Here is a 25,561-nt window from a genome sequence, read left to right as displayed (position 1 = left end):
GCCGGGCGCGGCGGCGTCGCGCCCGGCTTCCTTTTTCGAGCGCGCGAGAGTAAAGGCTCCGGCGCTCGAATCGGCATCAACGAGGTTTCTTTGGCAAAGGAAGAACTGCTCGAGATGCGCGGACAGGTGGTGGAGCTGCTGCCCAACGCCATGTTTCGCGTGCGGCTCGAGAACGACCACGAGATTCTGGGCCATACCGCCGGCAAGATGCGCAAGAACCGTATCCGCGTGCTGGTGGGCGACGAAGTACTCGTCGAGCTCACGCCCTATGATCTGACCAAGGGCCGGATCACCTATCGCTTCAAGTGACCGGAGTGCCGCCCGGCGCGGTCGTATCGCCCTCGGCCTGGGCGTCGTGCGGCTGAACCGGCCGCCGGGGCATGGCGCCGCAGGCGAAAAGGCTCCAGGGACAGCGGCATGAAACTCGTTCTCGCCTCCACCTCGCCGCGCCGTCGCGACTTGCTCGCCCGGATCGGCGTCGTGCCCGATCGCATCGCCGCTCCCGAAGTTGACGAGGACCCGCTGCCCGGCGAACTGCCGCGCCGCTATGTGCTGCGCATCGCCGAAGCGAAGGCGGCGGCGGTGCCCCGCGCTCCCGACGAAGTGCTGCTGGCCGGTGACACCACGATCGCGGTCGGCCGCCGCATCCTCGGCAAGCCCGCCGACGAAGCCGATCTGCGCCGCATGCTCGAACTGCTCTCGGGAAGGCGCCACCATTGCCTTTCGGCGGTCACGCTGATCGGCCTCGACGGTCGCGCGCGCACCCGCCTCGCCGACACGCAGGTCGCTTTCAAGCGGCTCACCCGCGCCGAAATCGACGAATATGTCTCCACCGGCGAGGGAATGGGCAAGGCGGGCGGCTATGCCATCCAGGGCCATGCCGAGGGCTTCGTGCGCTGGCTTTCCGGCAGCCACTCGGGCGTGATTGGATTGCCCCTCTACGAAACGCGCGCCCTGCTCGCCGCAGTCGGCTATCGATTTGGCTGAGTGGCTCTACGAAGCCGGCATCGGTGAGACGCGCGCCGCGCTGGTCGCGCGCGGCACGATCTGGAAGGCGAGGATCGAGCTTCCGGACGCGGGGCCGCGCACCGGCACCGTTGCGCTCGCCCGTCTCGCCGATCGAGTGACGGGGCGAGTGACTCTCGAATCCGGCGGCGACGCGCTATGCGATCCGCTCCCCAAGGGGATTACGCAGGGCGCGCGCCTGATGGTGCGGATCGTCCGCGAGGCGATCCCCGAGCCGGGCCGCGCAAAGCTGCCCAAAGCCGTTCCCGCCGCCGAGAGCGCGGCTCCATTGACCGGACCCGACCTTCTCGCGCGCATCACTGCAAGCGGGCATCCGGTCCGCCGCCTCCATCCGCACGAGCCCGACCTGCTCGAGCAGGCCGGCTGGTCCGAAGTGCTCGAGGAAGCCCGCACCGGCGAGATCGCCTTCGCGGGCGGCGCGCTGCGGCTTTCGCTCACGCCGGCAATGACATTGTTCGATGTCGACGGCCCCGCCCCGCTCGAGCCGCTTGCGGTCAACGCCGCCCATGCCGTTGCGCGCGCGATGGAGCGCCACGGCATCGCCGGTTCGGTCGGCATCGACTTTCCCACGCTTTCGGGCAAGGCAGCGCGTCAGGCAGTCGCAGAAGCCATCGACGCCTCGCTCCCCCAGCCGTTCGAGCGCACCAGCATGAACGGCTTCGGCTTTCTCCAGATCGTTCGGCGGCGAATGCGCCCGTCCTTGCCGGAGCTTGTCCGCGCGGATCCGACCGGTGCCGAGGCGCGGGCGGAGCTGCGCCGGATCGAACGGCTTCCCCCACCCCCGCCCGCTACCCATATGGTGGGCCGGCGCGTCGCGCGGCGCCTGGCACAGGAACCTGGCTGGACGGCCGAGCTTGGGCGCAGGACCGGCGGCGCGGCGCACTTCGAAACCGCCGAGGAGCGATGATGGCGCGACGCGAAACCTGCCCCCTGTGCAGCAATCCCCCAGTGCAGGAGCACGCCCCCTTCTGCAGCCGTGGCTGCCGCGACCGTGATCTGCTCAAATGGCTGGGCGAAGGCTATCGCCTGCCCGGCGAAGCCGCCGCACCCGATCCGCACAGCGGGCTGGACACACCCGAGAATCGGGACTAACAGGCGGCCCTTCCGGCGTTTCCGCTGGCGTGCCCAGGTAGCTCAGTTGGTAGAGCATGCGACTGAAAATCGCAGTGTCGGCGGTTCGATTCCGTCCCTGGGCACCACATTTAAGTCGTTGTTGTAAAACGGCTTCCTCTGCACAGAGTCGCAGTTTCATCCCGATAGTTCCGGGACTTAAACGCGCTGCGACCGCGACCCAGCGCGGTAGAGACGCTTATTCGCCCCCGTTCGCCTGCCGCGGCAATCGCGAACGCAGTAGCTAGCTGAGGTCACAGATGCGCGGGCAGCTCTACGTTGCAGCTGGCGCGGCTCTATCCACTCCGGAGGTTACGTCATCAGCTTGTCGATGGTGATCGGCAAATCGCGGATGCGCTTACCGGTCGCATGGAACAGGGCGTTGGCGATAGCTGCTGCGGTGCCGACGATGCCGATCTCGCCCACCCCCTTGACGCCGATCGGGCTGACCTCGGTGTCGTGTTCCTCGACGAAGATCACGTCGATGTCGGGCACGTCGGCATTCACCGGCACGTGATATTCGGCGAGATTGTGGTTCATGAAGCGGCCGATCCGGTGATCGGCGAGCGTCTCCTCCGTCAGCGCCATGCCGATGGCGAAGACGCAGCCGCCCAGGATCTGGCTGCGTGCGGTCTTGGGATTGATGATCCTTCCGGCGGCGACCGCGTCGACGATGCGGGTAACGCGCGCCATCCCGACCTCTTCGTCGACGCGCACCTCGACGAAGACGGCCGAATGCGTATTGCGCGCCTTCTTCATCATGTTGAACACGCCGGGCCGGGCCATTTCCTTGACTTCCAGCTCGTCCATCCCGGCCGCGGCGAGGATTTCGTCGAAGCGCATCCCAATCGCAGGATTGTCCTTGAGGACGATATGGCCATCGGCGAAGTCGATGTCGTCGTGGTGCGCGCCGGACAACGGGCAGCCGTCCAGGTGGCGGGCCTTGTCGAACAGCTCCTCGAGCAGCGATTCGCACGCCTTCTGCACCGCCGAGCCGGTCGAGGCCGCGGTCCACGAGCCACCCTCCACCGGCGAGAACGGCAGTTCGGTATCGCCGAGCTCGGCGGTGATCTTCTCGACCGGCAGCCCGGTCGTGGCGGCGGCGATCTGGGTCATCATCGTGTAGGTGCCCGGCCCCATGTCGGCGGTCGCGGTGCCGACCTTCAGCGAGCCGTCGGCCGACAGCACCGCCCGCACGCTGGTCGGACCCATCATCGCCTCCCAGACGCCGGTCGCCATGCCCCAGCCGATCAGCTCGCGCCCATCGCGCATCGAGCGCGGCTCGTGGCTGCGCTTCTCCCATCCGAACCTGCGCGCGCCCTGTTCGTAGCATTCGCGCAGCGCCCTGGAAGTCCAGGGCTTGTCCTTGATCTGCTCGCGCTCGGCATAGTTGCGCAGGCGCAGCTCGAGCGGGTCGATGCCGCAGGCATAGGCCAGCTCGTCCATCGCGATCTCGAACAGGTTCATGCCCGTCGCCCCGCCCGGCGCGCGCATGTCACATGGCGTAAAGGTGTCGATCGCCGCGATCTCGTAGTCGAGCTTGGCGTTCTCGCAGCGATAGGTGAGCGCGCCCCAATTGACGATCGTCTCCATGTAATGCTCGAAGCTGGAGGTCGCCGTCACCGCCGAGTTGACGATCGCGTTGAGCCGCCCGTCCTCCTCGGCGCCCAGCTTGACCGTCTGGTAGCATTCGGGCTGATAGCCGTGGCCGAACATCTCCTGCCGCGTCATGACCACGCGAACCGATCGCTCCAGCTTCTTGGCGGCGAGACCCGCGAGATAGAGCTGGTATTGCGGCCGCAGGCCCGATCCGAAGGCACCGCCCACGAAGGGGGAAAGCACGCGCACCTTGTCGCGATCGAATCCCAGCGCGCTGCAGACGTACCAGTGGCTGTTCTTCACCCCTTGCGTCTTGTCGTAGATGGTGATCGTGCCGTCATTCTCCCAGAAGACAGTGGAGGCAAACATCTCCATCGGATTGTGGTGCTCGGGCATCAGATGGTATTCGCCCGCGACCTGCACGGGAGAGGCGGCGAACGCCCCCTCTCCGTCGCCGCGCGACTTCGGCTTGTGATACCCCACCCGCGGGATGAGCGGGCTGAAGCCGTCCTCGCGCGCTTCGTTCAGATCGGTCCGGAATTCAGCCCACTCATATTCGACTTCCAACAGGCTGGAGGCGTAGCGGGCGATCTCCTCGCTCTCGGCCACCACCAGCGCGATCGGCTGACCCGAATAGATGATGTCGGGCCCGTACAGCGCCCGGAACGGACTGCCGACCGGCGGCGCAACCATATCCTTCATCTTGATCGGCAACCACGTCACGTGGGGCCGGTTCTCGTGCGTAATGACATCGACGACGCCGGCGACGTCCAGCGCCCGCGCCATGTCGATGCGCTTGATCTTTCCCTTGGCGATCCGGGCAGTATGGACGTGGCCGTGCAGGAGGTCGGCACGCGCGAACTCCGCCGCATATTTCGCCTGCCCGGTGACCTTCGCCGGGCCATCGACGCGGCTGAGCGGCGTGCCGAAGCGGGCTTTCGTCATGGTCGGCTGCATCGTCATGGTGCTGGGTTCCCTCATGCGATCCGCTTCTCGATCTGGCTCTGCGGATTGGCGTTGGCCGCCTGGTCGAGCGCGCGCAGGATGGCGCGACGCGCGAGCGGGATCTTGAAGTCGTTCGTGCCCTGCCCGCGCGCCTCCGCGAGAATGGCGTCGGCCACTTCGGCATAGGCGTCTGCCGATGGCGCCTTGCCGACCAGCAGCGCTTCGGCCTCGCGGTTGCGCCAGGGCTTGTGCGCCACGCCGCCCAGCGCCAGCCGGACCTCGCCGATGACGTCGTCCTCCATCCTCAGCGCCGCCGCGACGGACACCAGCGCGAAGGCATAGGACTGGCGGTCGCGCAGTTTCAGATAGGTGTAATGCATGTCGAAGCGTTCGGCGGGCAGTTCGATCGCGGTGACCAGTTCACCGGGCCTGAGAGTCGTATCGTCCTGCGGCCGATCACCGGGGAGGCGGTGAAAATCCTGGAACGCAATCGCGCGCGCGCCCTCGGGCCCTTCGACGTGAACCCGGGCGTCGAGCGCCTGCAGCGCGACGCACATATCGGAGGGATGGGTGGCGATGCAGTGCTCGCTGGCACCAAGGATGGCGTGCAGCCGCGTGAGCCCGCCGATCGCCTGACAACCGCTACCGGGATCGCGTTTGTTGCAGGCGGTGGCAACGTCGTAGAAATAATAGCAGCGCGTGCGCTGAAGCAGGTTGCCGCCGGTGGTCGCCGCGTTGCGCAGCTGCGGGCTGGCGCCCGCGAGCAGCGCAGCGGAGAGCAGCGGATAGCGGCTCTCGATCCGCGCATCCCAGGCGAGGTCCGAATTGGGCACCAGCGCGCCGATCTTCAGCCCCCCGCCCTCGGTCTCCTCGATGTCTCTGAGCGGCAGGCGATTGATGTCGACCAGCTTCACAGGCCGTTCGACCTCCTCGCGCATCAGATCGACGAGATTGGTGCCGCCGGCCAGGAAACGCACTGCCTCGCCGCGAACCTCGGAAAGCGCCTCGGCCACCGTGGTGGGGCGGGCATAGGAGAAGCGATTCATTCCGGCATCCTCGGCTCGCTCGTCCGGCCACGCAGCACGTCCTCGACGGCATCGACGATGTTGGGATAGGCGCCGCAGCGGCAGATGTTGCCGCTCATATACTCGCGGATGCTGTCGCGGCTGTCGGCCTTGCCCTCGTTGAGCAGGCCCTGCGCCGAGCAGATCTGTCCCGGCGTGCAATAGCCGCACTGAAAGCCGTCATGCCGCACAAAGGCTTCCTGCAGCGGATGCAGCGTCCCATCCTTTCCTGCCAACCCCTCGATCGTGGTGATCTCCGCACCGTCGAGCGTGACGGCAAGCTTCAGGCAGGAGTTGATCCGCCGCCCGTCGATCAGGACGGTGCAGGCGCCGCATTGGCCGTGGTCGCAGCCCTTCTTGGTGCCGGTCAGCCCGAGCCGCTCGCGCAGGAAGTCGAGCAGCGAAGTCCAGGCAGGGATGCCGTATTCACCGGTTTCCCCATTGATGGTGAGGGACGTCGGGCGTGCGATCTCGCACTCGATCCCTGTCGGTCGGACGAGTTGCTCCATCGGCAAGTTCCCTTCTCTGGACGTATAAAGTGTAAGCGGGCCTGGGGCCGACTGGTTCCGCTAAGTCACGGTGGAAACGGCAATTCCATAGATCTCGCGCGCCATGCCGATCTGATTGATAGCGAAGACCCGGTATGATCGGCGCCGTCGCGAGCAGCGGGATTGCGGCTCCGCCCATGCAAAGCCTAGTCAGTGCGCTGGCTCGAGCAGGAACTACTCGGCCGCCGTTTCATGTGCCGCCTTACGTGCGTGATCGGCGTAGTCGAATAGTCTCGTGGCCAGCAGGCGGTCCTAATGGTTTCTCGCGATGCTCGACTTCGGAGATCCGCTCGCAGCGGAGATCGACCTGCCTATCCGCGGTAAAGGTAGTTCGACGGCAGGCCCAGCCTGCGCGACGCCTGCGCCGGAGGCGCATTCTTGATGTGGATGCGTTCGAACGCTGCGCCCATCGCCTTCAGGATACGCCGCTCCCACCAAGCGAGGTGATATTCCTCCCCGTCGAGCTCCAGCCGTTCGATCGCCCAGAGCGGCAACAGAGAGATGCCGCCGCGTACCATCATCCACTGGAACGGGCGCAACGGCCCGGGAACGGCCGGCGTCCTCCTGACGATGTCGAGAAACTCGAAGACGATGGGGTGCGACTGGATTCGTGGGCGCATCGCCTCGAACTGCTGCTGCTGCTCCGCCAGGCTGGTCGGCGCGCCGCGTGCGAGGAAAAGGTCGGCGATCGGCTTCGATTCCCGATAAGACCGGTCGCGGTCGGCATTGCTCAGCGGACGGCAGAACGCAGCATAGGCCTCCATAAAACCATAGCCCACGGTGGCCTGCACCCAATCAAGCAACTCCGGGTCGTTTGCATGGTAGGCCTCACCCTCGGAAGTCGTACCGCGCACCTTTTCGTGCATCCGTACGACACCACCGATCACCTTGTCGGCGACGGCGCGGGGGGCATAGACGCTCACATGCGTGACCATCCCCGTACGCCGCATTCGAGTGACGGGATCGGTAGGAAAGATCGAGTGTCCCCACACTCCCGCGCGCACGCGCGGCTCACCGAGTTCGAGCAGCACCGCCGTTATTCCGCCGACGAACAACGACACCGGGTTCTTGAACACGTCCCATGCGATCGAGTCCGGCTCGTAATAGGCAGGCGCGCCGGGCGGATTGAGGAAATCCACGCGCGGAATCACCGGCTTCTTCTTCCGCGTCGGCGCCGGGGCGTCCGCAGCCGGGCCGACATGGCCGGCTGCTGGCATGGAAAGTGCGGCGTCATTCATGGCGTTACTCCCAATTCGAACTCGCTGACCCCAACTCCCGCCCGTTCAGAAGTTGAAGGTGAAGGAAGCACCGTAGGTGCGCGGCATCCCGGCATAACGGACGTTGAGGTTCTGGTTGTCGACGACCGACGTCCAGTAATAGGTGTCGGTGATATTCCGGCCCCAGACGGTCAGGGCCCAGCCGCCATTGGCGCTGGCAATGCCGAAGCTGCCGTTCACCAGCGCATAGTCCGGGATGCGGAACAGCGGATCCTCGCCGAAGTCCGAATGGGTCTCCGTGCGGTAGCTACCATTGAGCGTCGCCTGGAAATTGAGGCTGGACGACAGCGGCAGCGTCAGCGTCGCGGTCGCACTGGTCGAGAATTCAGGCGCGAACGAAAATTCCGCACCCGAGAAGTCGGTCGGAATGCCGGCGGCGTTGGCACCGACATAATTTTCGATTTCAGTGTTCAGATACGTGCCGTTCCAGGTCAGCACGAACGCCGGCGTCGGACGCAGCGTCACTTCCGCATCGATACCCCAGGCGTGCGATTCCGGAATGTTGACCAGCCGCTGGAGCGCACCGAAGGTCGGGTCCGGAACGTAAGAGCTGAACTGCTTGTCCTGATAATCATAAAAGAAGGCGGACACGTTCACCTGGGCGAAGCGATCGCCGAGTTCCTGCTTGATCCCGACTTCATAGGCAGTGAGCAATTCCTGCGTGGCCGGAGTGAACTGCACCGCGCGGTTGGCGGGCACGATCGGGATATTGCCCGACTTCACACCGCGCGCCGCAGAGGCATAGATCAGCGTCGCATCACTGGGCGTGTACTGGAATGCGAGCCGGCCGGAGACGTTGCTCTCGTTCAGCTCTTCGTGGACGAGCACGTCCTGATTGGTCGTGGGATCGTAGGTGGTGCAGCCGCCGGGCACGACCAGCGGTGCGATCACGCCATAGGTCTGGAAGATGATCGCCCGTCCGGCGGTATTGACGATCGCCTGGTAGTTGCCGTTCACGTCGATCGAACAGCCGTCCAGCTCGGTATAATCCATTCCGATCCGCACGCCGCCCGAAATGGTGAAGTTGTCGCTGACATCGAATTCGGCATTTGCAAAGCCGCTATAGGTTTCGGAATAGCCGGTCGCGCTGCCACCGCCTGCACGGAAGGCGACCGCTACATCCGCCGGGGTGTACCCAGCGGTGTTGAAAATCGCGTTCAGCACCGGGTTGGCAAGGATGCCCAGCGTCGATGCGCGAAGATAGCGGACCGACGAGTTGTCGCCGATCAGGAAGACGCTGCCTTCCTTCAGCTCGTCGTGGGCATAATATCCGCCCAGCGACCAGCGGAAGCCCGGATGGTCGCCCTCGAACCGCAGCTCCTGCGAGAAGGTCTCGATGCTCGCATCATATTCGGTAGCGACGATTTCATAGGGGACGCCGCTGAAATCGACGACGTCCTGGCGCGAGAAATCGCTGTAGCCGGTCATCGAGATGATCGAGAGTTCGGAATTCGGCCGAACCGTCAGACGGAGCTGAGCCGAAAAGAAGTCGCTGTCGGCACGCGGGGCTCCGATGCCCGGCGCCAGGCCGACAGTCGCGCCGAGCTGAGAGGACGGGGCGAAGCCCGCGTCGCTGGCCTCGTCTGGCTGATTGTTCGCGAGATAGGTCAGCAGGCCGGGAATGTTGAAATCGCCTGGGCCGACCGCTGGAGAGGCCTGCGTGAGGCGATTGGTGAGGTTGAGGCTGATCGCCTGCCCCGCCTGGGTTTCGGACCGATCGCGCCAGCCCGATACGGATGCGAACGCCTCGAACGTGTCGGACGGCTGGAACAGTAGCGAGACGCGACCCGCAAGGCGATCCTTTTCGCCCAGCCTCTCGCCGCGGCTCTGGTCGATCTGCCAACCCTCGTCGCTGTTCTCGGAACGGAAGGCGAAGCGGATCGCCGCGGTATCGCCGAGCGGAAGGTTGAGCGCGCCCTCGAAGTTATAGGTCTGGTAGTTGCCGACCTCGACCGTACCGGAGCCGGTGACGGCCCCCAGCTGCGGCTTGTTGGTGATGAAGTCGACAAGGCCGGCGGTGGTGTTACGGCCATATAGCGTGCCCTGCGGACCCTTCAGCACCTCGACACGCTCCAGATCGAAGAGCGGACCGCTCGCCATTGAGGGATAGGGATAGGCCAGTTCATCCTGGTAGATGCCGACCGTCGAGGTCGCGGTGATGTTGACGCTGTTGAAGCCGATGCCGCGCAGCGTGAAGATCGGCACACCGGAATAGGCGGGCGCCACCGCAAGACCGGGCACGTTGGTGGCGAGCGACTGCACATTGTCGATGCGCAGGTCGCGCAACGAATCGCCGGAAAGCGCCTGCACCGCCATTGGGACGTCGTTGATCGATTCGCTGCGTCGCTGCGCGGTCACCACGATTTCATCGCCCACCGACTGCGTGCGCGCGACGGGCGTTTCGTCCTGACCGGACTGCGCCGCGGCGTCCTGCGCCGAGGCAGGCATGGAGGCGAACAATGCAGCCGGTGCCGCGGCGATGAGAAAACCTGCCTTGCGCATACCACTTCCTCCCACTGTCCCCCGCGGTCGAACGCCGCAATTTGGGTGTTGTTTAAGTGAACAATTACATTGTAAGAGCAGGCTGGACAGCTATCGGTTCTGATAGGGGTGCCCCGGAGTGGCGCAGGACACGCAAACGATCGGATTGCTGGCGGCGGAAATTCAGGAGGCCGGGCACCGGCTGGGCCTGCCGCTGGTTGCCGCCTGTGCCGACATCAGCAGCGCCCGCGCCGCGCTTGACGAGCGCGGGCAACCGATCGGCGCCCTGTTCGACTTCACGGCGGACGCACGCGACTATTGGAACTGGAGCGACCTTGCGCTGCGCAACGCCATCATCGCGGTGGTACGGCACACGGCAGAGCCCTTTTATTACGATCGCGGCGAAATCGGCGGATGGCAGACGATGGCCCTGAGCGACGAGTTGATCGAGCAGGCGCGGGAGAAGGATTACGCCGTCCGTGCGGCGATCGTCGCGCCGGTTCATCTGCCGGGGACGACAATCGGTGCGGTACTGTGGGCAAGCGACACCGGACGGCCGGACCTGGTTGTCCTGTACCGCGAACACGCCGTCGCACTGCATGGCCTAGCGTTGCGGTTCGTCGCGGCATGCGAGGTCGTGAATCACGGACCGTCGCCGATTCTCGTCCACCCGCTCACGCGCCGCGAGATCCAGTGCCTGAAACTCGCCGCGGCAGGAAAAACCGATGGGGAAATCGGCACCATCCTGGAGGTGGCGATACCGACAGTGCGGTTCCACCTCCGCAAGGCCAGCGCCAAGCTCGGCGAAATGGGACGATTGAGAACGGTGCAGCGTGCGGCGGAACTCGGATTCGTCGCGACACGACGTTGAAAGATCGCAAAAGGAAGGATTTCAGGGGTACGGGAATGGCGAGTACAGCGCAGCGCAAGGATAGTGGGATCGCGTCGGCCGACGCATTGCTCAACGCCACCAGTGCGTTGATGACCGAACGCAATTCGGTGGACGTCACTTTCGTCGACATCGCACAGCGCTCCGGTCTCAACTCCGCGCTGATCCGCTATCATTTCGGCAACAAGGCCGGCCTGTTCATGGCCCTGCTCGAGCGCGATGCCGGCGGTACGTTCGGCAACCTGGACGCGCTGGTCGAGGCAGACATGCCGGCCCCGCAGAAGATGCGGCACCACATTTCCGGCGTGATCAAAACTTATTACCGCTATCCCTACATGAACCGCCTGGTCGGCGCGCTGTCGATCGATACCGATTCGGAAACCGCCCGCTTCATCGCCGAGCGGTTCACCAAGCCTCTCGCGGCGGCGCAAAAGGCAATTCTCGAACAGGGTGTGCGCGAAGGCGCATTCCGCGACGTCGATCCCATGCTCTTCTACTTTTCGCTGATCGGCGCGTGCGACCATCTGTTCCACGCCCGCCACTCGCTAAAATACGCCTTCGGGATCGACGAGATAACCGACGAGATGCGGCGCGGATATGCCGATCACATCACCGAACTGCTGATGGAAAGTATCCTCCTGCACCGCTGACCGCTGGCTTGCCCTCTCTGCGTTATTTAAGTAATTAATGCGTAGCGACGGGATCCAATCCCGGGCAATCTGGAGAGGCTGAATGGGCGAAGCGACGCAGAGGACGCGGGTGGATCAGGCGATCGATTTCGATGCGATGCCTCGGCTGGGGGACATCCCCGCCTACCATGCCTCACGACGACCGCTGAAAACCGCTACCTGTTTCGAAGGGACGGAAACCAGTTGGGCGACGCTCGATGCCCGGGCGAATCGAGTCGCCAATGCGCTGCTGGCCGAGGGGCTGAAGCCGGGCGCTCGCGTCGGTTTCGTCGGCAAGGCGCTCGACAGCTTCTTCGAACTGATGTTCGGAGTCGCGAAGGCGGGAATGGTGATGGTTCCGGCACAGTGGCGCCTCGCCGCACGGGAAATCATCCAGGTGTTCGACGATTCCGACACACGCCTGCTGTTCCTCGCGGCCGACCAGTTCGAGCGCGCGTCCGAATATTGCGCGCTGCCCGGTGTCGACAAGTGCATCGCGATGGAGCCGGGAAGCGATCTGCCAGGCTTTGCCGAGTGGCGCGATGCGGCGGACAGCTCGGCGCCCGATATCGAGGTCGATCCGGGCGACGTCGCACTTCAGCTCTACACATCCGGGACCACCGGCAAACCCAAGGGCGTGATGCTCAGCCATCGCAACATCCTGAGCGGCCGGCGCGATGCGATGGGCGTGCCGATGCCGTGGAACGAGTGGCTGGAGGACGACGTCAATCTGGTCGCGCTGCCGCTGGGCCATATCGGCGGGGTCGGCTGGGCTATCGTCGGCTATTTCAACGGCGCGACGACGATCGTGCACCGCGATTTCCTGCCCGCCCAGGTTCTGGAAGCGATGGCGAAGGACGGCATCTCCAAGATGTTCCTCGTCCCCACGGCGATCCAGATGCTGCTGATGATGCCGAACGTTCGCGAGCTCGAATTTCCGAAGCTGCGGCATATTCTCTACGGCGCCTCGCCGATCGCGCTCGACCTGCTGCGCGAGGCGACCGAGGTGTTCAAATGCGGCTTCGCCCAGCAATATGGCATGACCGAAACCTGCGGCACGATCGTCTACCTGCCGCCCGAGGACCACGACGCGGCGGGCAACGAGCGGATGCGCTCGGCCGGGCTTCCGATGCCGGGGGTCGAAATCCGCATCGTCCATCCGCAGGAGCGCAGTGTACTGCCGCCGCGCGAAGTCGGCGAGGTCGAAACCCGCTCGGTCGCGAACATGGTCGGTTACTGGAACCGAGACGACGCGACCTCCGAAACGGTCGACAATGACGGGTGGCTGCGGACCGGCGACGCCGGCTATCTCGACGAAGACGGCTATCTCTACATTCACGACCGGTTCAAAGACATGATCTGCACCGGCGCGGAAAACGTCTATCCGGCGGAAGTGGAAAGCGCGATCTACGGCCACCCGGCGGTGCAGGAAGTCGCAGTATTCGGCGTACCCGATGCGAAATGGGGCGAAGCGGTGAAGGCCGTCGTCGTGCCCAAATCGGGCAGCGATGCGAATGCCGACGATATCATCGCTTATGCCAAGGGCAGGATTGCCGGGTTCAAGGTGCCGAAGACCGTCGATTTCGTCGATGCCCTTCCCCGCACGGCATCGGGCAAAGTGATGCGCCGGGCACTGCGCGATCCCTATTGGGAAGGGCGCGACCGCGGCGTGAATTGAGGCGGTGGCGGGGGCGCCGTTCAGCGGCGCCCCTCCCCCTCACCCGATCCCAGTCTGCAGACGAGCAGTGCCATCGCCCCGCGCCAGCAAGGCGATCGCGCGACGCCAGTGTTACTCCGTGGCGGGCGGCGGATCGAAGCGCGGCGCCGGGCCGGGCTGCACCACGCCCGCGCGCTCGATGAAGGAGCCTCGCGCCGCATTGTGCGGATGATCGGGCGCTTCGCTCATCGACAGGACTGGCGCGAAACAGGCATCGGTGCCCTCGAGCAGCGAACACCATTCGTCGCGCGTCCTGGTCAGAAACAAGGTATCGAGCCGCTGCTTCAGGTCCGGCCAGGCGGTGCGATCCATTTGCGCGTCGAATGCGGGGTCGTCGGCAATCCCCACAACCTCCCGGAAGAGCGCATAAAATTGCGGCTCGATCGCACCAAGCGCGATGTGCTTGCCGTCCGCCGTCTCGAACGTATCGTAGAAGTGGGCTCCGGTATCGAGCAGGTTGACCCCGCGATCGTCCACCCAGCCCAGCGTTTCGCGAAAGCCCCAGACCATGTTCATCAGCAGCGCCGACCCTTCGGTCATCGCGCAATCGATCACGGTGCCGAGACCGCTCGCCCGCGCGCCTAGGATGCCGGACACCATGGCAAAGGCCATCATCATGCCGCCACCGCCGAAATCGCCAACCGCATTCACCGGCGGCGTGGGCTTGCCGCCTGCCCGACCAAAGGCGTGCAGTGCGCCGGAAAGAGCGATATAGTTGATGTCGTGCCCCGCAGCATTGGCGAGCGGCCCCGTCTGGCCCCAGCCGGTCATCCGCCCGAAAACGAGGCGCGGATTGTCCGCGCACAGCACGTCCGGGCCAAGGCCAAGCCGTTCCATCACGCCGGGGCGAAAGCCTTCGAACAGGCCATCCGCCTGCGCCGTCAGTTCGCGGATCCTGGCGACGCCTTCCGGCGATTTCAGATCGATCTCGACCGGCCTTCGCCCGCGCAGCAGCGGATCGCGCGGATCGGGCGCGGCGCCGGGGCGGTGGCAGTACATCACCTCCGCCCCGTGATCCGCGAGCATCATCCCGCAAAACGGGCCAGGGCCGATCCCCGCCATCTCCACGATGCGGACGCCGTTCAGCGGGTGCATCACCGGCTCAGCGCGGCGCCATGCGGATGCCGCCGTCCAGGCGCACGTCCTCGCCGTTGAAATAGCCCGTTTCGATCATGCAGAGCGCGAGCGCGGCATATTCGTCGGGCTGGCCCAACCGCTTCGGGAACGGCACCGACGCGGCCAGCGCATCCTTGACATTCTGCGGCGCCATGGCGAGCAGCGGCGTGTCGAAAATGCCCGGCAGGATGGTGTTCACCCGCACGCCTTCGCTCATCAGGTCGCGCGCGATCGGCAATGTCATGCCGACAACGCCGCCCTTCGACGCCGAATAGGCGGCCTGCCCGATCTGTCCGTCTTCGGCGGCGACGCTGGCGGTATTGACGATCGCACCGCGCTCGCCATCCTCCATCGGATCGAGCGTCAGCATGCCGGCCGCAGATTTGGCGATGCAGCGGAAGGTGCCGACCAGGTTGATCTGGATGACCCAGTTGAACGCATCGAGCGGGAAATGCTTGATGCTGCCGTCTTCCTTCGACCGGCTGGCGGTCTTCACGGCATTGCCGGTGCCTGCACAGTTGACCAGAATACGCTCCTGCCCATGGGCCTTGCGCGCGACCGAGAACCCGGTGTCGACGCTTTCGTCGCTGGTGACGTTCACCTCGCAGAAGACGCCGCCGATTTCCGCGGCGACCGCTTCGCCCTTTTCCTTCTGCAGATCGAAAATCGCGACCTTCACGCCCTTGGCGGCAAGCGCGCGGGCAGTCGCCGCGCCCAGCCCCGAAGATCCTCCGGTGACGACGGCGGCAATCGATGAGTCGAGTTTCATAAACCTGTTCCTGTCCTGAAACGCTGCGATGCGGGCACACCGGCCCCCGCTCCGGTCGCTATCGCTTTACAGCCGCTCGACGATGGTCACGTTGGCGACGCCGCCGCCTTCGCACATCGTCTGCAATCCGTATTTCTTGCCTCGCTTGCCGAGAGCATTGAGCAGTGTCGCCATCAGCTTCGTGCCGCTCGCGCCAAGCGGATGGCCCAGCGCGATCGCACCGCCGTTCACGTTCAGCTTCTCCGGATCGGCCCCCGTATGCTTCAGCCATGCGAGCGGCACCGGCGCGAACGCCTCGTTGACTTCGTAGAGGTCGATATCCTCGATCTTCATTCCGGCGCGCTTCAGCGCCCGGTCGGTCGCGAACAGTGGCTCCTCGAGCATGATGACCGGATCGCCCGCCGTGACGGTGAGGTTGTGGAGGCGCCCGATCGGGGTCAAGCCATGCTCTTTCAGCGCAGCTTCGGACACGATCAGCACGCCGGACGACCCGTCGCAGATCTGACTTGCATTGGCGGCAGTAATCACACCGTCAGGCGCGAGCAGCTTGACCGACTGAATGCCTTCCATCGTCGCGTCGAAGCGAATGCCTTCATCGATCCGGTGAAGTTCGGTACCGTGCGGAGTCTCGATTTCCAGCGCCAGGATTTCGCTTTCGAAGTCCCCTCGTTCGGTCGCGGCCGCGCCGCGACGGTGGCTTTCGAGCGCAAAGGCGTCGAGCTCGTCCTTCGAAAAGCCGTGCTTCTTCGCGATCATCTCGGCGCCCAGGAACTGGCTGAACTGAATGCCGGGGTAGCGCTCTTCCTGCCGCGGCGACTTGGGAGTGCCCATGCCCTTCTCGGCATGGAACATCACCGTCGATCCCATCGGGACGCGCGTCATCGATTCCACGCCAGCGGCGATCACGACGTCCTGCGTGCCCGACATAACTGCCTGCGCCGCGAACTGCATGGCCTGCTGCGACGAACCGCACTGTCGGTCGATCGTCACCGCCGGCACGCTTTCGGGCAGCTTGGAGGACAGGACGGCATTGCGCCCCACGTGCAGCGCCTGTTCGCCCGCCTGCCCGACGCAACCCATGATCACATCATCGATCGCCTTAGGGTCGATCCCGGTACGATCGACCAGCGCGTCGAGTACCGCCCCGCCCAGATCGGTGGGATGCCAGCCGGCCAGTCGGCCGCCGCGCTTGCCACCCGCAGTGCGCACCGCATCGACGATATAGGCTGTGGGATGTGCCATGAGACTGCTCCGATTCTCGAGTTTGGACGGCGATACCAGCGGATCACCTGGGTTTCAATCGGCCACCGAAATTTTAATCACTCGCATAACTAACCTTTTCGAGACTCGCCGAACGCGTTAGACGTCGTCCGAGAAAAACTTCGCGAAGAGGCAGCGATGGTGGATTTCACGCGCGATTTCACGATGACGATCGACGGCGCAGGCGTGCCGGGCGATGCAACGATCGACGTTCTCAACCCGGCGACCGAGGGACTGGTGGCCAAGGCGCCCGACTGCACCCGCACGCAGCTTGACGATGCCGTTGCCGCCGCACGCGCCGCCTTCCCTAAATGGCGTGCGACGCCGCTAGCCGAACGCCGCGCGGCAGTCGCGAAGATCGGCGAAGTGATCGGCGCAAATATGGGCGCGATGTCGCGACTCTTCACACTCGAACAGGGACGCCCGCTCGCCATGACCGGCCCGGAAGTCGGCGGTGCGGCATTCTGGGCGCAGACGGTGGCGCAGCAGGAACTGCCGGTGACGGTGAACGAAGAAACGCCCGAACGCCGGTCCGAAACCCGGCACGTGCCGCTGGGCGTGGTCGGCGCGATCGTGCCGTGGAATTTCCCGCTGATGATCGGCATCTGGAAAATCTGCGGCGCACTGCTCACCGGCAACACGCTGGTGATCAAGCCGTCGCCCTTCACGCCTCTCACGATGCTGAAGCTGGGAGAAGCGATGCGAGAACATCTTCCGCCCGGCGTGTTCAACGTGGTGAGCGGTGGCGACGATCTGGGTCCGTGGATGACCGCGCATCCCGATATCGACAAGATCAGCTTCACCGGGTCGACCGCGACCGGCAAGCGAGTGATGGAAAGCGCCGCCTCGACGCTGAAGCGCGTGACGCTCGAACTGGGCGGCAACGATGCGGCGATCGTCCTGCCCGATGTCGATGTCGAGACAGTGGCCGAGCCGCTCTTCTGGGCAGCCTTTGCCAATTCGGGCCAGGTCTGCACCGCCGCCAAGCGCATCTATGTCCATGCCGACATCTATGACGAGCTTGCCCGCGCGCTCGTCGCCGTGGCGCAGCGCGTGCCGATGGGCGACGGCATGGCAGAGGGCAACATGCTTGGCCCCATTCAAAACCGGCAGCAATTCGACCGGGTGAAGACGCTGATCGCCGATGCCCGGGCGAACGGCGAACGCTTCCTGACCGGCGGCGAGCCGGCGGAGGGCGACGGCTATTTCATTCCGGTCACCATTGTCGACAATCCGCCGGAGGACAGCCGCACGGTGCAGGAGGAGGCGTTCGGTCCGTTCGTCCCGCTGCTCAAATACGCTGATCTGGACGAGGCGATCGCGCGGGCCAACGCTTCGGACTATGGGCTGGCCGGATCGGTCTGGTCGAACGACATGGAGGCGGCGGTCGCGGTCGCCGAGCGGCTCGAAACCGGAACCGTCTGGATCAACGAGACGCTCTACGTGATGCCCTGGACGCCCTTTGCCGGGCACAAGCAGTCGGGCATCGGCGTGGAGCATGGCATTGACGGCCTGCTCGAATTCACCGCCCCGCAGACCATCACCGCCCGCAAGCCGATCATCGCCGAAAACGCCGAGGCCGCACCGGCCGCGGAGACGGCGGAATGACTGCGGAAACCACCGACCGGACCGCGGCCATGACCTACGAGCAAATCCGCTACGAAGTCGCGGATCATGTCGCCACGCTGACGCTTGATCGCCCGGACAAGATGAACGTCTACTCCGTCCGGATGATGGAGGAGATGATCGACGCATTCGATCGCGCCGATGCCGACGACGATGTTCGCGCGATCATCGTCACCGGATCGGGGCGCGCATTCTGCGCCGGGGCGGACCTGGAAATGGGGGCAAAGGTGTTCGATGCGGCGGGCCAACCGGGCTCCCCGATCCGCGCAGACGGGACGATCGACTATGCCGGCGAAAGCGCGCGTGACTATGGCGGGCGGCTGACACTGCGCATCTTCGAATGTCTGAAGCCCGTTATCGGCGCGATCAACGGCGCCGCCGTCGGCATCGGCGCGACGATGCTGCTGCCGATGGACATTCGCATTGCCAGCGACCGCGCGAAATTCGGCTTCGTCTTCGCCCGGCGAGGGATTGTGCCCGAAGGCGCCTCGATGTGGTTCCTGCCACGGATCGTCGGAATCGCGCAGGCGCTCGACTGGACACTCAGCGGGCGCATCTTTCCGGCGGACGAGGCGCTGGGCGGCGGGCTGGTCCGCGACGTCGTCCCAGCCGACGCGCTGCTCGATACCGCGCAGGCGATCGCGACCGAGATCGCCGCGAACGCCGCGCCGGTCTCGGTCGCCCTCACTCGGCAGATGCTGTGGCGGGGCCTGGGCATGGCGCATCCGATGGAGGGGCACCGGATCGACAGCCGCGGCGTGCTCGCCCGCGGTCGCAGCGCCGATGCGATCGAGGGCGTGACGGCGTTCCTTCAGAAGCGCGAGGCGAATTTCCCGAACCGCGTTTCGGCCGACATGCCCGATTTCTTCCCCTGGTGGGACGAACCCGAATATCGCTGAGGATCCGGCCGACATGATCACCGTCCACCACCTGAACCATTCCCGGTCGCTGCGTATCCTGTGGCTGCTCGAAGAGCTGGGCCTGGCCTACGAACTGGTCGAGCATGCTCGCGATCCCGCCACCCGCCTCGCCCCGCCGTCGCTCGAGGCGGTGCATCCGCTCGGCAAGTCGCCGGTGCTGGTCGCGGACGGGCAAACGGTATTCGAGTCCGGCGCAATCATCGCCTTCGTCCTGCGCCGATATGGCGGGGGCCGGCTGACGCCGCCCGTCGGCAGCGCGGAGTATGACGCCTATGAGATGTGGCTTCACTATGCCGAAGGGTCGGCGATGCTGCCGCTGATGCTCAACCTCTATGTCACGGCGCTCGGCGGGGAGACCGACATTCTGCGCTGGCGGATCGACAGCGAGCTTGCCCGGCACCTGGGGTATATCGAGACACAGCTGGCAACGACCGACTATCTTGTCGGCAGCGACTTCACCGCAGCCGACATCCAGATGAGCTTCATCGGCGAAATGGTACGCGCGATGCCGCTGAGCGGCGACTATCCGGCCATCGCGCATTGGCTGGAGCGGATCGAGGCACGCCCAGCCCATGCGCGTGCAGTCGAGCTCGGCGGTGCCAACCGGCTCGCCGCCCATACCAACCGGAGCGCCCCGGAATGACCGAACCGACCGGCAACAGCAGCCGCGCCCCGGCTATCGCGGAGCGTGTCGCCGTCTTCGTCCGCGAAACGGTGGCTCCCTATGAACGCGATCCGCGGTGCGGGCCGCACGGACCGAGCGAGGATCTGGTCGCGGAACTGCGCGATCTGGCGAGGCAGGCGGGTCTGATGACGCCGCACATCCTGGACGATGGCACCCACCTGACACATGGCGAGACTGCCATGGTGTTCCGCGCGGCGGGGCTGTCGCCGCTCGGCCCGGTGGCAGTGAACGGCGCTGCGCCTGACGAGGGCAATATGTTCCTGCTCGGCAAGGTCGCGAGCGAGGAGCAGAAAGCGCGTTTCCTCGCCCCCATGCTGACCGGCAAGGCGCGTTCGGCCTTCTTCATGACCGAACCGGCAGAGGATGGCGGGGCTGGCTCCGACCCCTCGATGCTGCAAACGACCGCGCGGCGCGACGGCAATCATTGGGTGATCGAAGGGCGCAAGGCGTTCATCACCGGCGCCGACGGCGCGACGGTGGGCATCGTGATGGCGAAGACCGAGGAAGGCGCGACTCTGTTCCTTGTCGACCTGCCCGACCCCGCGATCCGAATCGAACGCGTGCTCGACACGATCGACAGTTCGATGCCCGGCGGGCACAGCATCGTCACTATCGACAAATTGCGCGTGCCGGCCGATCAGATACTCGGCGAAGTCGGCGAAGGATTTCGCTATGCGCAGGTACGGCTCGCCCCCGCCCGCCTTACGCACTGCATGCGCTGGCACGGCGCGGCGTCCCGTGCGCACGAAATCGCCTGCGCCTATGCGGTGAAGCGCCACGCATTCGGCAGGATGCTGATCGACCATGAAGGCGTCGGCTTCATGCTCGCCGAAAACCGGATCGCGCTGAAACAGGCCGAGCTGATGATAGACTGGTGCGCCAATGTGCTAGATTCGGGCGCGCCCGGCACCACCGAAAGCTCGATGACCAAGGTGGCGGTCGCCGACCTGCTGTTCGCCGTCGCCGATCGCTGTGTTCAGGTGATGGGCGGCACCGGCGTCTCGGGCGACACCATCGTCGAGCAGGTGTTCCGCGAAATCCGCGCCTTCCGCATTTATGACGGCCCGACCGAGGTGCACAAATGGAGTCTCGCCAAGAAGATCAAGCGCGAGACCCTCGCGGCGCAGGAACAGGCGTGAGCAGCGCTGCCGACAGCTTCACCGGAACGCGCGAAGTCCGCGAAGCGCATCGCTTCGACGAGGCGCGACTGGCCGGGTGGATGGCGGCGAATGTGGAAGGCTATGCGGGACCGCTGACCGTCACGCAGTTCAGGGGCGGGCAGTCCAACCCGACGTACCGGCTCGATACGCCCGCCCGCGCCTATGTGCTGCGCCGCAAGCCGCCGGGGCAGTTGCTAAAGGGTGCACATGCCGTCGAGCGCGAGGCGCGGGTGATGGCGGCGCTGGGCGGTAAGGGTTTTCCGGTGCCGCGCATTTTCGGCCTGTGCACCGATGAAGATGTCATCGGCACCTGGTTCTTCGTGATGGAGCTGGTCGACGGGCGAATCTTCTGGGACTCGACCTTCCCGGACGTGCCGCGCGAGGAGCGGGCCGCGTACTTCAACGCGATGAACGTTACGCTGGCGCAGCTTCATTCGATCGATCCCGACGATGCGGGTCTGGGCGATTATGGGCGCAAAGGCAGGTATATCGAGCGACAGATCGCACGCTGGACCCGCCAGTATCGCGAAGACGAGGCCGCGGGCCGGATCGACGCAATGGACCGGCTTGCCGAGTGGCTACCGGAAAACCTCCCGCCCGAACAGGAAACCCGCGTCATTCACGGCGATTTCCGCGCCGACAACATGATCTTTCACCCCAGCGAGCCGCGCGTGCTGGCGGTGCTCGACTGGGAATTGTCGACGCTCGGCGACCCTCTGGCCGACTTCACCTATCACCTGCTGATGTACCGGCTGCCCAGCCACATGCTCGCCGGTCTTGTCGGCGCCGACCTCGACGCGCTGGGCGTAACGTCCGAGGCCGACTATGTCGCCGCCTACTGCCGCCGCACGGGGCGCGAGAGCATTCCGGCGCTCGACTTCTACGCGGCGTTCAACATGTTCCGCTTCGCCGCGATCCTGCATGGGATCAAGGGACGGATGATCCGCGGCACGGCGGCGTCGGCGGACGCCGAACGGATGGTCGCGACGCTTCCGGAATTGGCGGAGATCGGCTGGCGTCAGGCCGGGGGTAAGTGACCGCGCCCGCAAGTCCGGGCTATCGACTACCTTCGATCATCCGCCACAGAATGTTCTTCTGTATCTCGGTCGTTCCCCCGTAGATGCCGCCCGCGCGCTCGAAGAGATAGTTGGCGGTCCACAGCACGGCCTCGGGTGGTAGGGTGGCAAGCCGTTCCCCCCATCTCCCGTCGAGGCGCGGCACGAACGCGCCCGCGGCGGGGCCGGCGAGCCGCAGGCCGAGCGTGGCGATCCGCTGGGCAAGCTCGGTCGCTTCTATCTTGAGCGACGCGGCATCGGCCAGCGCGGCGTTGTCACCCAACCCCAGCAGCCGGAGGACCCGCATTTCGAGCATGTCCACCGCCACCCGGCACGCCGCCGCCTCCCGCGCGATCGCCGAAGCCTCGCCGCCCAGCGCCATACGCTGCGCCCAGCCCTCCAGAAGATCGAGGTCGGCACGCTTGCGGGCGACGTGCGCGTAGGAAATCCGCTCGTTGCGCAGCAGCGCATTGGCATAACGCCATCCCGCGCCCTCCTCGCCGATCCGCTGGTCGAGCGGCACTTCCACATCGCGAAACTCGACCCGGTTGAGGTGGTGCACGCCGTCGAGCGTCACGATCGGGTGGACGGTGACGCCAGGGCTGTCCATTTCGATGCACAGGAAGCTGATCCCGCCTTGGCGCCGCGCCTCGCGCGAGGTGCGGACGAGGCAGAAGATCCAGTCCGCCCAATGCGCCTGTGTCGTCCATATCTTGGTGCCGGTCACGCGATACCGGTCGCCCGCCCGCTCCGCGCGCATCGAGAGCGAGGCGAGATCCGAACCTGCCTCAGGCTCCGAATAGCCCTGTGCCCAGATCGATCGGCTCTCGAGGATATCGGGCAGCCAGCGGCGCTGCTGGTCCGGCGTCCCGAAGGTGTAGATCACCGGGCCGACATAGATGATCCCCATCGGGATGATCGGCGGCGCCCCCGCCCGCTCCATCTCCTGTTCGAACACATAGCGTTCGGCAGGAGTCCAGCCTGGGCCGCCATGTTCCGCGGGCCAGGCGGGCGCCAGCCAGCCGCGCGCATGGAGCGCCCGCTGCATTCGGATGTGGTCGTCCCGGTCCGGCACCGTACCGGCGCGCGCTTTCGCCAGCACGTCCTGCGGAAACTCATGGGCGAGGAAGTTGCGCACTTCATGGCGCAGCGCTTCGGCGGTGGCACCAAGGGCGGTCATGCCATCCTCTTCTTGCTTAGTTAGTTAATTGAACGCATAACGCGCATCATGGCCGATGCAACAGGAAGGGGCGCCGGAGCGTGGATTTCGGGCTGAGCGACGAACAAGCGATCCTGAAGGAGATGCTGGAGCGGTACCTGCGCGACAGCTATAGTTTCGAAACGCGCGGCAAGCGGCTTCGCGCGGGTGGTGCCGATGCGGCGCTGTGGCGCGACTTCGCCGAAACGCTCGGCATCCTCGCCGCACCGCTGCCCGAACGGGTGGGCGGCATGGGCGGCGGCCCGGTGGAAGCGATGGTCGTGATGGAAGCGCTCGGCGAAGCGCTGGTCTTTGCGCCCTATTTGGAAACGGTGGTGATATCGGGTGGCCTGCTCTCCGGTGTCGGCGGCGAGACGGCGGACGCACTGCTCGCGCGGATCGCCGCCGGTTCGGCTCAGGTCGCGCTTGCCCATGGCGAGCCGCGGAGCCGCTATACGCTGGCCCATGTCGATACGACGGCGGCGGCGGATGGCGATGGCTGGCTGTTGAACGGCACCAAGAGCGTCGTCGTCGGCGCGCCCGATGCCGATCAGCTGCTGATTTCGGCCCGCACCGGCGGGTCGGCGGGGGATCGCGAGGGCATTGCCCTGTTCCTTGCCGACGCTGGGGCCGATGGCATCACCCGCCATGACTATCGCCTGATCGACGAACGCCCCGCCGCCGACCTTGTCCTCACCGACCTGTGCCTGCCTGGCGATGCGTTGCTGACCGGCGAAGGCGACGCGCTGCCGCATATCGAACGCGCGATCGATGCGGGGACCGCCGGCGTGTGCGCCGAGGGCGTCGGCGTGATGCGCCGGATGATGGCGGACACGGTCGACTATACCCGGCAGCGGCGCCAATTCGGCCAGCCGCTGGCGAGTTTCCAGGCGCTGCAACACCGCATGGTCGACATGTACATGGCGCTGGAGCAGGCAGTCTCGGCAAGCTTTCTCGCTACGCTGAACCTGAGCGCACCCGATGCGGAGCGCGCCCGCGCCGTTTCCGCCGCGAAGGCGACACTCGGCGAATCGCTCCGTTTCGTGGGGCAGAATGCGGTCCAGCTTCACGGGGCGATGGGGATGACCGAGGAGCTGGCCGTCGGCCATTATTTCAAGCGCGCGACTGTAATCGAACAGCAGTTCGGCACCGTCGATCATCACCTCGCCCGCTACTCGTCGCTCGGCCGCCCGAAAGCCGCCTGAACGAGAAGGTCAGAGGCCGAGCACCATCTTGGCGAGAATGTTGCGCTGGATTTCGTTCGATCCGGCGTAGATCGATCCCGCCCGCTCGTTGAGATAGCGCAGCGGCGCCAGCGCCTGCCATGCCGCCCCGACGACATGGCCGTCCTTCGGTGGAGTGAAGTACGGCGTCGGTCCACCCGGCATCGCAGCATGCGGCTGATAGACGCTTCCCGCCGGACCGGCCGCCTCCAGCGCAAGCTCGCTCAGATGCTGGGCCAGTTCGGTGCCGAGCACTTTCATCATCGACGACAGGGCACCGACACTGCCGCCCCGGGACGCCTGGGAGAGCAGCCGCATTTCGAGGATTTCGAGCGTATCTACGCGCGCGCGCGCTGCCGCGAGCTTGTGCGCGAATGCCGGATTGTCGATCAGAGTCCCGCCTTCGCCCGTGTGCATTTCTGCGGCCTCGGTGGCGATCCGGTCCGCACGCGCGTGAAGCGCAGGCGCATAGGCACTTCCGCCACGTTCGAATTCCAGCAGGTATTTGGCGACGCCCCAGCCCTGGTCCACCGCGCCGAGCACGTTGGATTGCGGCACGTGGACATTGGTGAAGAACACCTGCGCCTGCACTTCCTCGCCCGACGTCATGAGCAGAGGACGCACTTCGATCCCCGGATCGTCCATTTCGATGAGGAGGAACGTGATCCCCTGCTGGGGGCGATCGAGCTTCGACGTGCGGACCAGCGCGAACATCCAGTTCGCCTCGGCCGCGTGAGTCGTCCAGATTTTCGATCCGTTCAGCACGAAATCATCGCCGTCCGCGACCGCAGCCATTTGGAGCGAGGCGAGATCCGACCCCGCACCCGGTTCCGAATAGCCTTGGCAGAAGAACACTTCGCCGGTGAGGATGCGGGGCAGGAAGAATGCCTGCTGTTCGGGGGTGCCGAACCGCATAATGACGTGCGCCACCATGTGGATGCCCATCGGCGACAACGACGGGGCTCCCGCCTCTATCATCTCGCGATCGAACAGGTAATGCTGCGCAACGCTCCAGTCCTGCCCGCCATGTTCTGGGGCCCAGTGCGGCGCTGCCCACCCGCGCGCGTGGAGGCGGCGCTGCCATTCCATGCTCGCTTTGTGGTCAGGATAGACGCTGGTCGCCATGCGCCCGGCCTGCGCCAGTTCCGGCGTCAGTTCGTCAGCGATGAAGGCGCGGACTTCGTCGCGAAACGCCAGTTCCTCGGGGCTCCAATTCAGGTGCATG

Annotated in this window: 23 protein-coding genes and 1 tRNA gene; 14 read left to right on the top strand and 10 right to left on the bottom strand. The window is 65.5% G+C overall.

Annotation, left to right across the window (positions count from 1 at the left end):
• The first annotated feature begins 90 nt into the window (after positions 1-90).
• The 5 genes from infA to H7V21_RS13450 all read left to right on the top strand — a co-directional run bounded on the left by infA (position 91) and on the right by H7V21_RS13450 (position 2,225).
• Positions 91-309, top strand: coding sequence for a translation initiation factor IF-1 (gene infA / locus H7V21_RS13470; RefSeq protein ID WP_003049127.1), 219 nt, complete (start codon positions 91-93; stop codon positions 307-309).
• A gap of 108 nt (positions 310-417) precedes the next feature.
• Entirely contained in the window at positions 418-987 is a 570-nt protein-coding gene (locus H7V21_RS13465; protein WP_188054224.1) for a Maf family protein, read from the top strand.
• A complete protein-coding gene (locus H7V21_RS13460) occupies positions 980-1,933 on the top strand; it encodes a ribonuclease (RefSeq protein ID WP_188054223.1) in 954 nt (317 codons plus the stop codon). The genes H7V21_RS13465 and H7V21_RS13460 overlap by 8 nt, the downstream gene beginning before the upstream one ends.
• Positions 1,933-2,118 (top strand): DNA gyrase inhibitor YacG, encoded by a 186-nt coding sequence (locus H7V21_RS13455; protein ID WP_188054222.1) that lies wholly within the window; start codon positions 1,933-1,935, stop codon positions 2,116-2,118. The genes H7V21_RS13460 and H7V21_RS13455 overlap by 1 nt, the downstream gene beginning before the upstream one ends.
• A gap of 31 nt (positions 2,119-2,149) precedes the next feature.
• Positions 2,150-2,225 (top strand) — tRNA-Phe (locus tag H7V21_RS13450).
• A gap of 223 nt (positions 2,226-2,448) precedes the next feature.
• Here H7V21_RS13450 and H7V21_RS13445 read toward each other — a convergent pair.
• The 5 genes from H7V21_RS13445 to H7V21_RS13425 all read right to left on the bottom strand — a co-directional run bounded on the left by H7V21_RS13445 (position 2,449) and on the right by H7V21_RS13425 (position 10,071).
• Complete coding sequence (locus tag H7V21_RS13445; RefSeq protein WP_262503883.1) at positions 2,449-4,716, bottom strand: xanthine dehydrogenase family protein molybdopterin-binding subunit; 2,268 nt, start codon at positions 4,714-4,716, stop codon at positions 2,449-2,451.
• Positions 4,713-5,726: an FAD binding domain-containing protein gene (locus H7V21_RS13440; protein WP_188054221.1), complete on the bottom strand. Its 1,014-nt coding sequence runs from the start codon at positions 5,724-5,726 to the stop codon at positions 4,713-4,715. Before H7V21_RS13440 ends, H7V21_RS13445 begins: the two co-directional genes overlap by 4 nt.
• On the bottom strand, positions 5,723-6,253 hold the full coding sequence (locus tag H7V21_RS13435) for a (2Fe-2S)-binding protein (RefSeq protein WP_188054220.1): 531 nt from the start codon (positions 6,251-6,253) through the stop codon (positions 5,723-5,725). Before H7V21_RS13435 ends, H7V21_RS13440 begins: the two co-directional genes overlap by 4 nt.
• 350 nt (positions 6,254-6,603) lie before the next feature.
• Positions 6,604-7,530 (bottom strand): oxygenase MpaB family protein, encoded by a 927-nt coding sequence (locus tag H7V21_RS13430; RefSeq protein WP_223177031.1) that lies wholly within the window; start codon positions 7,528-7,530, stop codon positions 6,604-6,606.
• 45 nt (positions 7,531-7,575) lie between these two features.
• Positions 7,576-10,071 carry a TonB-dependent receptor gene (locus H7V21_RS13425; RefSeq protein WP_188054219.1) on the bottom strand — a complete coding sequence of 832 codons (2,496 nt, stop codon included), beginning with the start codon at positions 10,069-10,071 and terminating at the stop codon, positions 7,576-7,578.
• A gap of 118 nt (positions 10,072-10,189) precedes the next feature.
• Between H7V21_RS13425 and H7V21_RS13420 the strand changes: the two genes are divergently transcribed.
• The 3 genes from H7V21_RS13420 to H7V21_RS13410 all read left to right on the top strand — a co-directional run bounded on the left by H7V21_RS13420 (position 10,190) and on the right by H7V21_RS13410 (position 13,285).
• Positions 10,190-10,921: a helix-turn-helix transcriptional regulator gene (locus tag H7V21_RS13420; RefSeq protein ID WP_188054218.1), complete on the top strand. Its 732-nt coding sequence runs from the start codon at positions 10,190-10,192 to the stop codon at positions 10,919-10,921.
• Between the two features lie 35 nt (positions 10,922-10,956).
• Positions 10,957-11,589, top strand: a complete 633-nt coding sequence (locus H7V21_RS13415) for a TetR family transcriptional regulator (protein WP_188054217.1) — start codon at positions 10,957-10,959, stop codon at positions 11,587-11,589.
• Positions 11,590-11,671: 82 nt separating this feature from the next.
• Positions 11,672-13,285 (top strand): fatty acid--CoA ligase, encoded by a 1,614-nt coding sequence (locus H7V21_RS13410; protein WP_223177030.1) that lies wholly within the window; start codon positions 11,672-11,674, stop codon positions 13,283-13,285.
• A 111-nt stretch (positions 13,286-13,396) separates the two neighbouring features.
• Here H7V21_RS13410 and H7V21_RS13405 read toward each other — a convergent pair whose 3' ends face one another.
• The 3 genes from H7V21_RS13405 to H7V21_RS13395 form a co-directional block, all read right to left on the bottom strand.
• The gene (locus H7V21_RS13405; protein WP_188054216.1) at positions 13,397-14,422 is read right to left on the bottom strand and encodes a CaiB/BaiF CoA transferase family protein; all 1,026 of its coding nucleotides are present in this window, start codon (positions 14,420-14,422) and stop codon (positions 13,397-13,399) included.
• Positions 14,423-14,426: 4 nt separating this feature from the next.
• Entirely contained in the window at positions 14,427-15,209 is a 783-nt protein-coding gene (locus H7V21_RS13400) for an SDR family NAD(P)-dependent oxidoreductase (protein ID WP_188054215.1), read from the bottom strand.
• A 66-nt stretch (positions 15,210-15,275) separates the two neighbouring features.
• Positions 15,276-16,451: an acetyl-CoA C-acetyltransferase gene (locus H7V21_RS13395; protein ID WP_188054214.1), complete on the bottom strand. Its 1,176-nt coding sequence runs from the start codon at positions 16,449-16,451 to the stop codon at positions 15,276-15,278.
• Between the two features lie 156 nt (positions 16,452-16,607).
• Between H7V21_RS13395 and H7V21_RS13390 the strand changes: the two genes are divergently transcribed.
• The 5 genes from H7V21_RS13390 to H7V21_RS13370 are packed head-to-tail and all read left to right on the top strand — an operon-like array spanning position 16,608 to position 21,897.
• Positions 16,608-18,077, top strand: a complete 1,470-nt coding sequence (locus H7V21_RS13390) for an aldehyde dehydrogenase family protein (protein WP_188054213.1) — start codon at positions 16,608-16,610, stop codon at positions 18,075-18,077.
• A 29-nt stretch (positions 18,078-18,106) separates the two neighbouring features.
• Positions 18,107-18,994, top strand: a complete 888-nt coding sequence (locus H7V21_RS13385) for a crotonase/enoyl-CoA hydratase family protein (protein WP_188056562.1) — start codon at positions 18,107-18,109, stop codon at positions 18,992-18,994.
• A gap of 13 nt (positions 18,995-19,007) precedes the next feature.
• Positions 19,008-19,658: a glutathione S-transferase family protein gene (locus H7V21_RS13380; RefSeq protein ID WP_188054212.1), complete on the top strand. Its 651-nt coding sequence runs from the start codon at positions 19,008-19,010 to the stop codon at positions 19,656-19,658.
• Positions 19,655-20,839 (top strand): acyl-CoA dehydrogenase family protein, encoded by a 1,185-nt coding sequence (locus H7V21_RS13375; RefSeq protein ID WP_188054211.1) that lies wholly within the window; start codon positions 19,655-19,657, stop codon positions 20,837-20,839. Before H7V21_RS13380 ends, H7V21_RS13375 begins: the two co-directional genes overlap by 4 nt.
• Positions 20,836-21,897 carry a phosphotransferase gene (locus H7V21_RS13370; RefSeq protein ID WP_262503882.1) on the top strand — a complete coding sequence of 354 codons (1,062 nt, stop codon included), beginning with the start codon at positions 20,836-20,838 and terminating at the stop codon, positions 21,895-21,897. The genes H7V21_RS13375 and H7V21_RS13370 overlap by 4 nt, the downstream gene beginning before the upstream one ends.
• Positions 21,898-21,916: 19 nt before the next feature.
• Here H7V21_RS13370 and H7V21_RS13365 read toward each other — a convergent pair whose 3' ends face one another.
• Entirely contained in the window at positions 21,917-23,095 is a 1,179-nt protein-coding gene (locus tag H7V21_RS13365; protein WP_188054209.1) for an acyl-CoA dehydrogenase family protein, read from the bottom strand.
• Between the two features lie 80 nt (positions 23,096-23,175).
• Here H7V21_RS13365 and H7V21_RS13360 point away from each other — a divergent pair, with 80 nt between their 5' ends.
• A complete protein-coding gene (locus H7V21_RS13360; protein WP_188054208.1) occupies positions 23,176-24,318 on the top strand; it encodes an acyl-CoA dehydrogenase family protein in 1,143 nt (380 codons plus the stop codon).
• 9 nt (positions 24,319-24,327) lie between these two features.
• Here H7V21_RS13360 and H7V21_RS13355 read toward each other — a convergent pair whose 3' ends face one another.
• Positions 24,328-25,560: an acyl-CoA dehydrogenase family protein gene (locus H7V21_RS13355; RefSeq protein WP_188054207.1), complete on the bottom strand. Its 1,233-nt coding sequence runs from the start codon at positions 25,558-25,560 to the stop codon at positions 24,328-24,330.
• Position 25,561 lies beyond the last annotated feature (1 nt).

This window comes from Sphingosinithalassobacter sp. CS137 (assembly GCF_014334115.1).
GTDB lineage: Bacteria > Pseudomonadota > Alphaproteobacteria > Sphingomonadales > Sphingomonadaceae > Sphingomonas.
The sequence above is the reverse complement of the archived record's forward strand: the minus strand, read 5'-3'. Positions and strand labels throughout refer to the sequence as shown.

Excerpts from the sequence above, each read along its gene's own strand:
- H7V21_RS13465 (WP_188054224.1), top strand. The coding sequence starts at position 418 with ATGAAACTCGTTCTCGCCTCCACCTCGCCGCGCCGTCGCGACTTGCTC.
- H7V21_RS13455 (WP_188054222.1), top strand. The coding sequence starts at position 1,933 with ATGGCGCGACGCGAAACCTGCCCCCTGTGCAGCAATCCCCCAGTGCAG.
- H7V21_RS13445 (WP_262503883.1), bottom strand. The coding sequence starts at position 4,716 with ATGAGGGAACCCAGCACCATGACGATGCAGCCGACCATGACGAAAGCC.
- H7V21_RS13440 (WP_188054221.1), bottom strand. The coding sequence starts at position 5,726 with ATGAATCGCTTCTCCTATGCCCGCCCCACCACGGTGGCCGAGGCGCTT.
- H7V21_RS13435 (WP_188054220.1), bottom strand. The coding sequence starts at position 6,253 with ATGGAGCAACTCGTCCGACCGACAGGGATCGAGTGCGAGATCGCACGC.
- H7V21_RS13430 (WP_223177031.1), bottom strand. The coding sequence starts at position 7,530 with ATGAATGACGCCGCACTTTCCATGCCAGCAGCCGGCCATGTCGGCCCG.
- H7V21_RS13425 (WP_188054219.1), bottom strand. The coding sequence starts at position 10,071 with ATGCGCAAGGCAGGTTTTCTCATCGCCGCGGCACCGGCTGCATTGTTC.
- H7V21_RS13415 (WP_188054217.1), top strand. The coding sequence starts at position 10,957 with ATGGCGAGTACAGCGCAGCGCAAGGATAGTGGGATCGCGTCGGCCGAC.
- H7V21_RS13410 (WP_223177030.1), top strand. The coding sequence starts at position 11,672 with ATGGGCGAAGCGACGCAGAGGACGCGGGTGGATCAGGCGATCGATTTC.
- H7V21_RS13400 (WP_188054215.1), bottom strand. The coding sequence starts at position 15,209 with ATGAAACTCGACTCATCGATTGCCGCCGTCGTCACCGGAGGATCTTCG.
- H7V21_RS13395 (WP_188054214.1), bottom strand. The coding sequence starts at position 16,451 with ATGGCACATCCCACAGCCTATATCGTCGATGCGGTGCGCACTGCGGGT.
- H7V21_RS13390 (WP_188054213.1), top strand. The coding sequence starts at position 16,608 with ATGGTGGATTTCACGCGCGATTTCACGATGACGATCGACGGCGCAGGC.
- H7V21_RS13385 (WP_188056562.1), top strand. The coding sequence starts at position 18,107 with ATGACCTACGAGCAAATCCGCTACGAAGTCGCGGATCATGTCGCCACG.
- H7V21_RS13380 (WP_188054212.1), top strand. The coding sequence starts at position 19,008 with ATGATCACCGTCCACCACCTGAACCATTCCCGGTCGCTGCGTATCCTG.
- H7V21_RS13375 (WP_188054211.1), top strand. The coding sequence starts at position 19,655 with ATGACCGAACCGACCGGCAACAGCAGCCGCGCCCCGGCTATCGCGGAG.
- H7V21_RS13365 (WP_188054209.1), bottom strand. The coding sequence starts at position 23,095 with ATGACCGCCCTTGGTGCCACCGCCGAAGCGCTGCGCCATGAAGTGCGC.
- H7V21_RS13355 (WP_188054207.1), bottom strand. The coding sequence starts at position 25,560 with ATGCACCTGAATTGGAGCCCCGAGGAACTGGCGTTTCGCGACGAAGTC.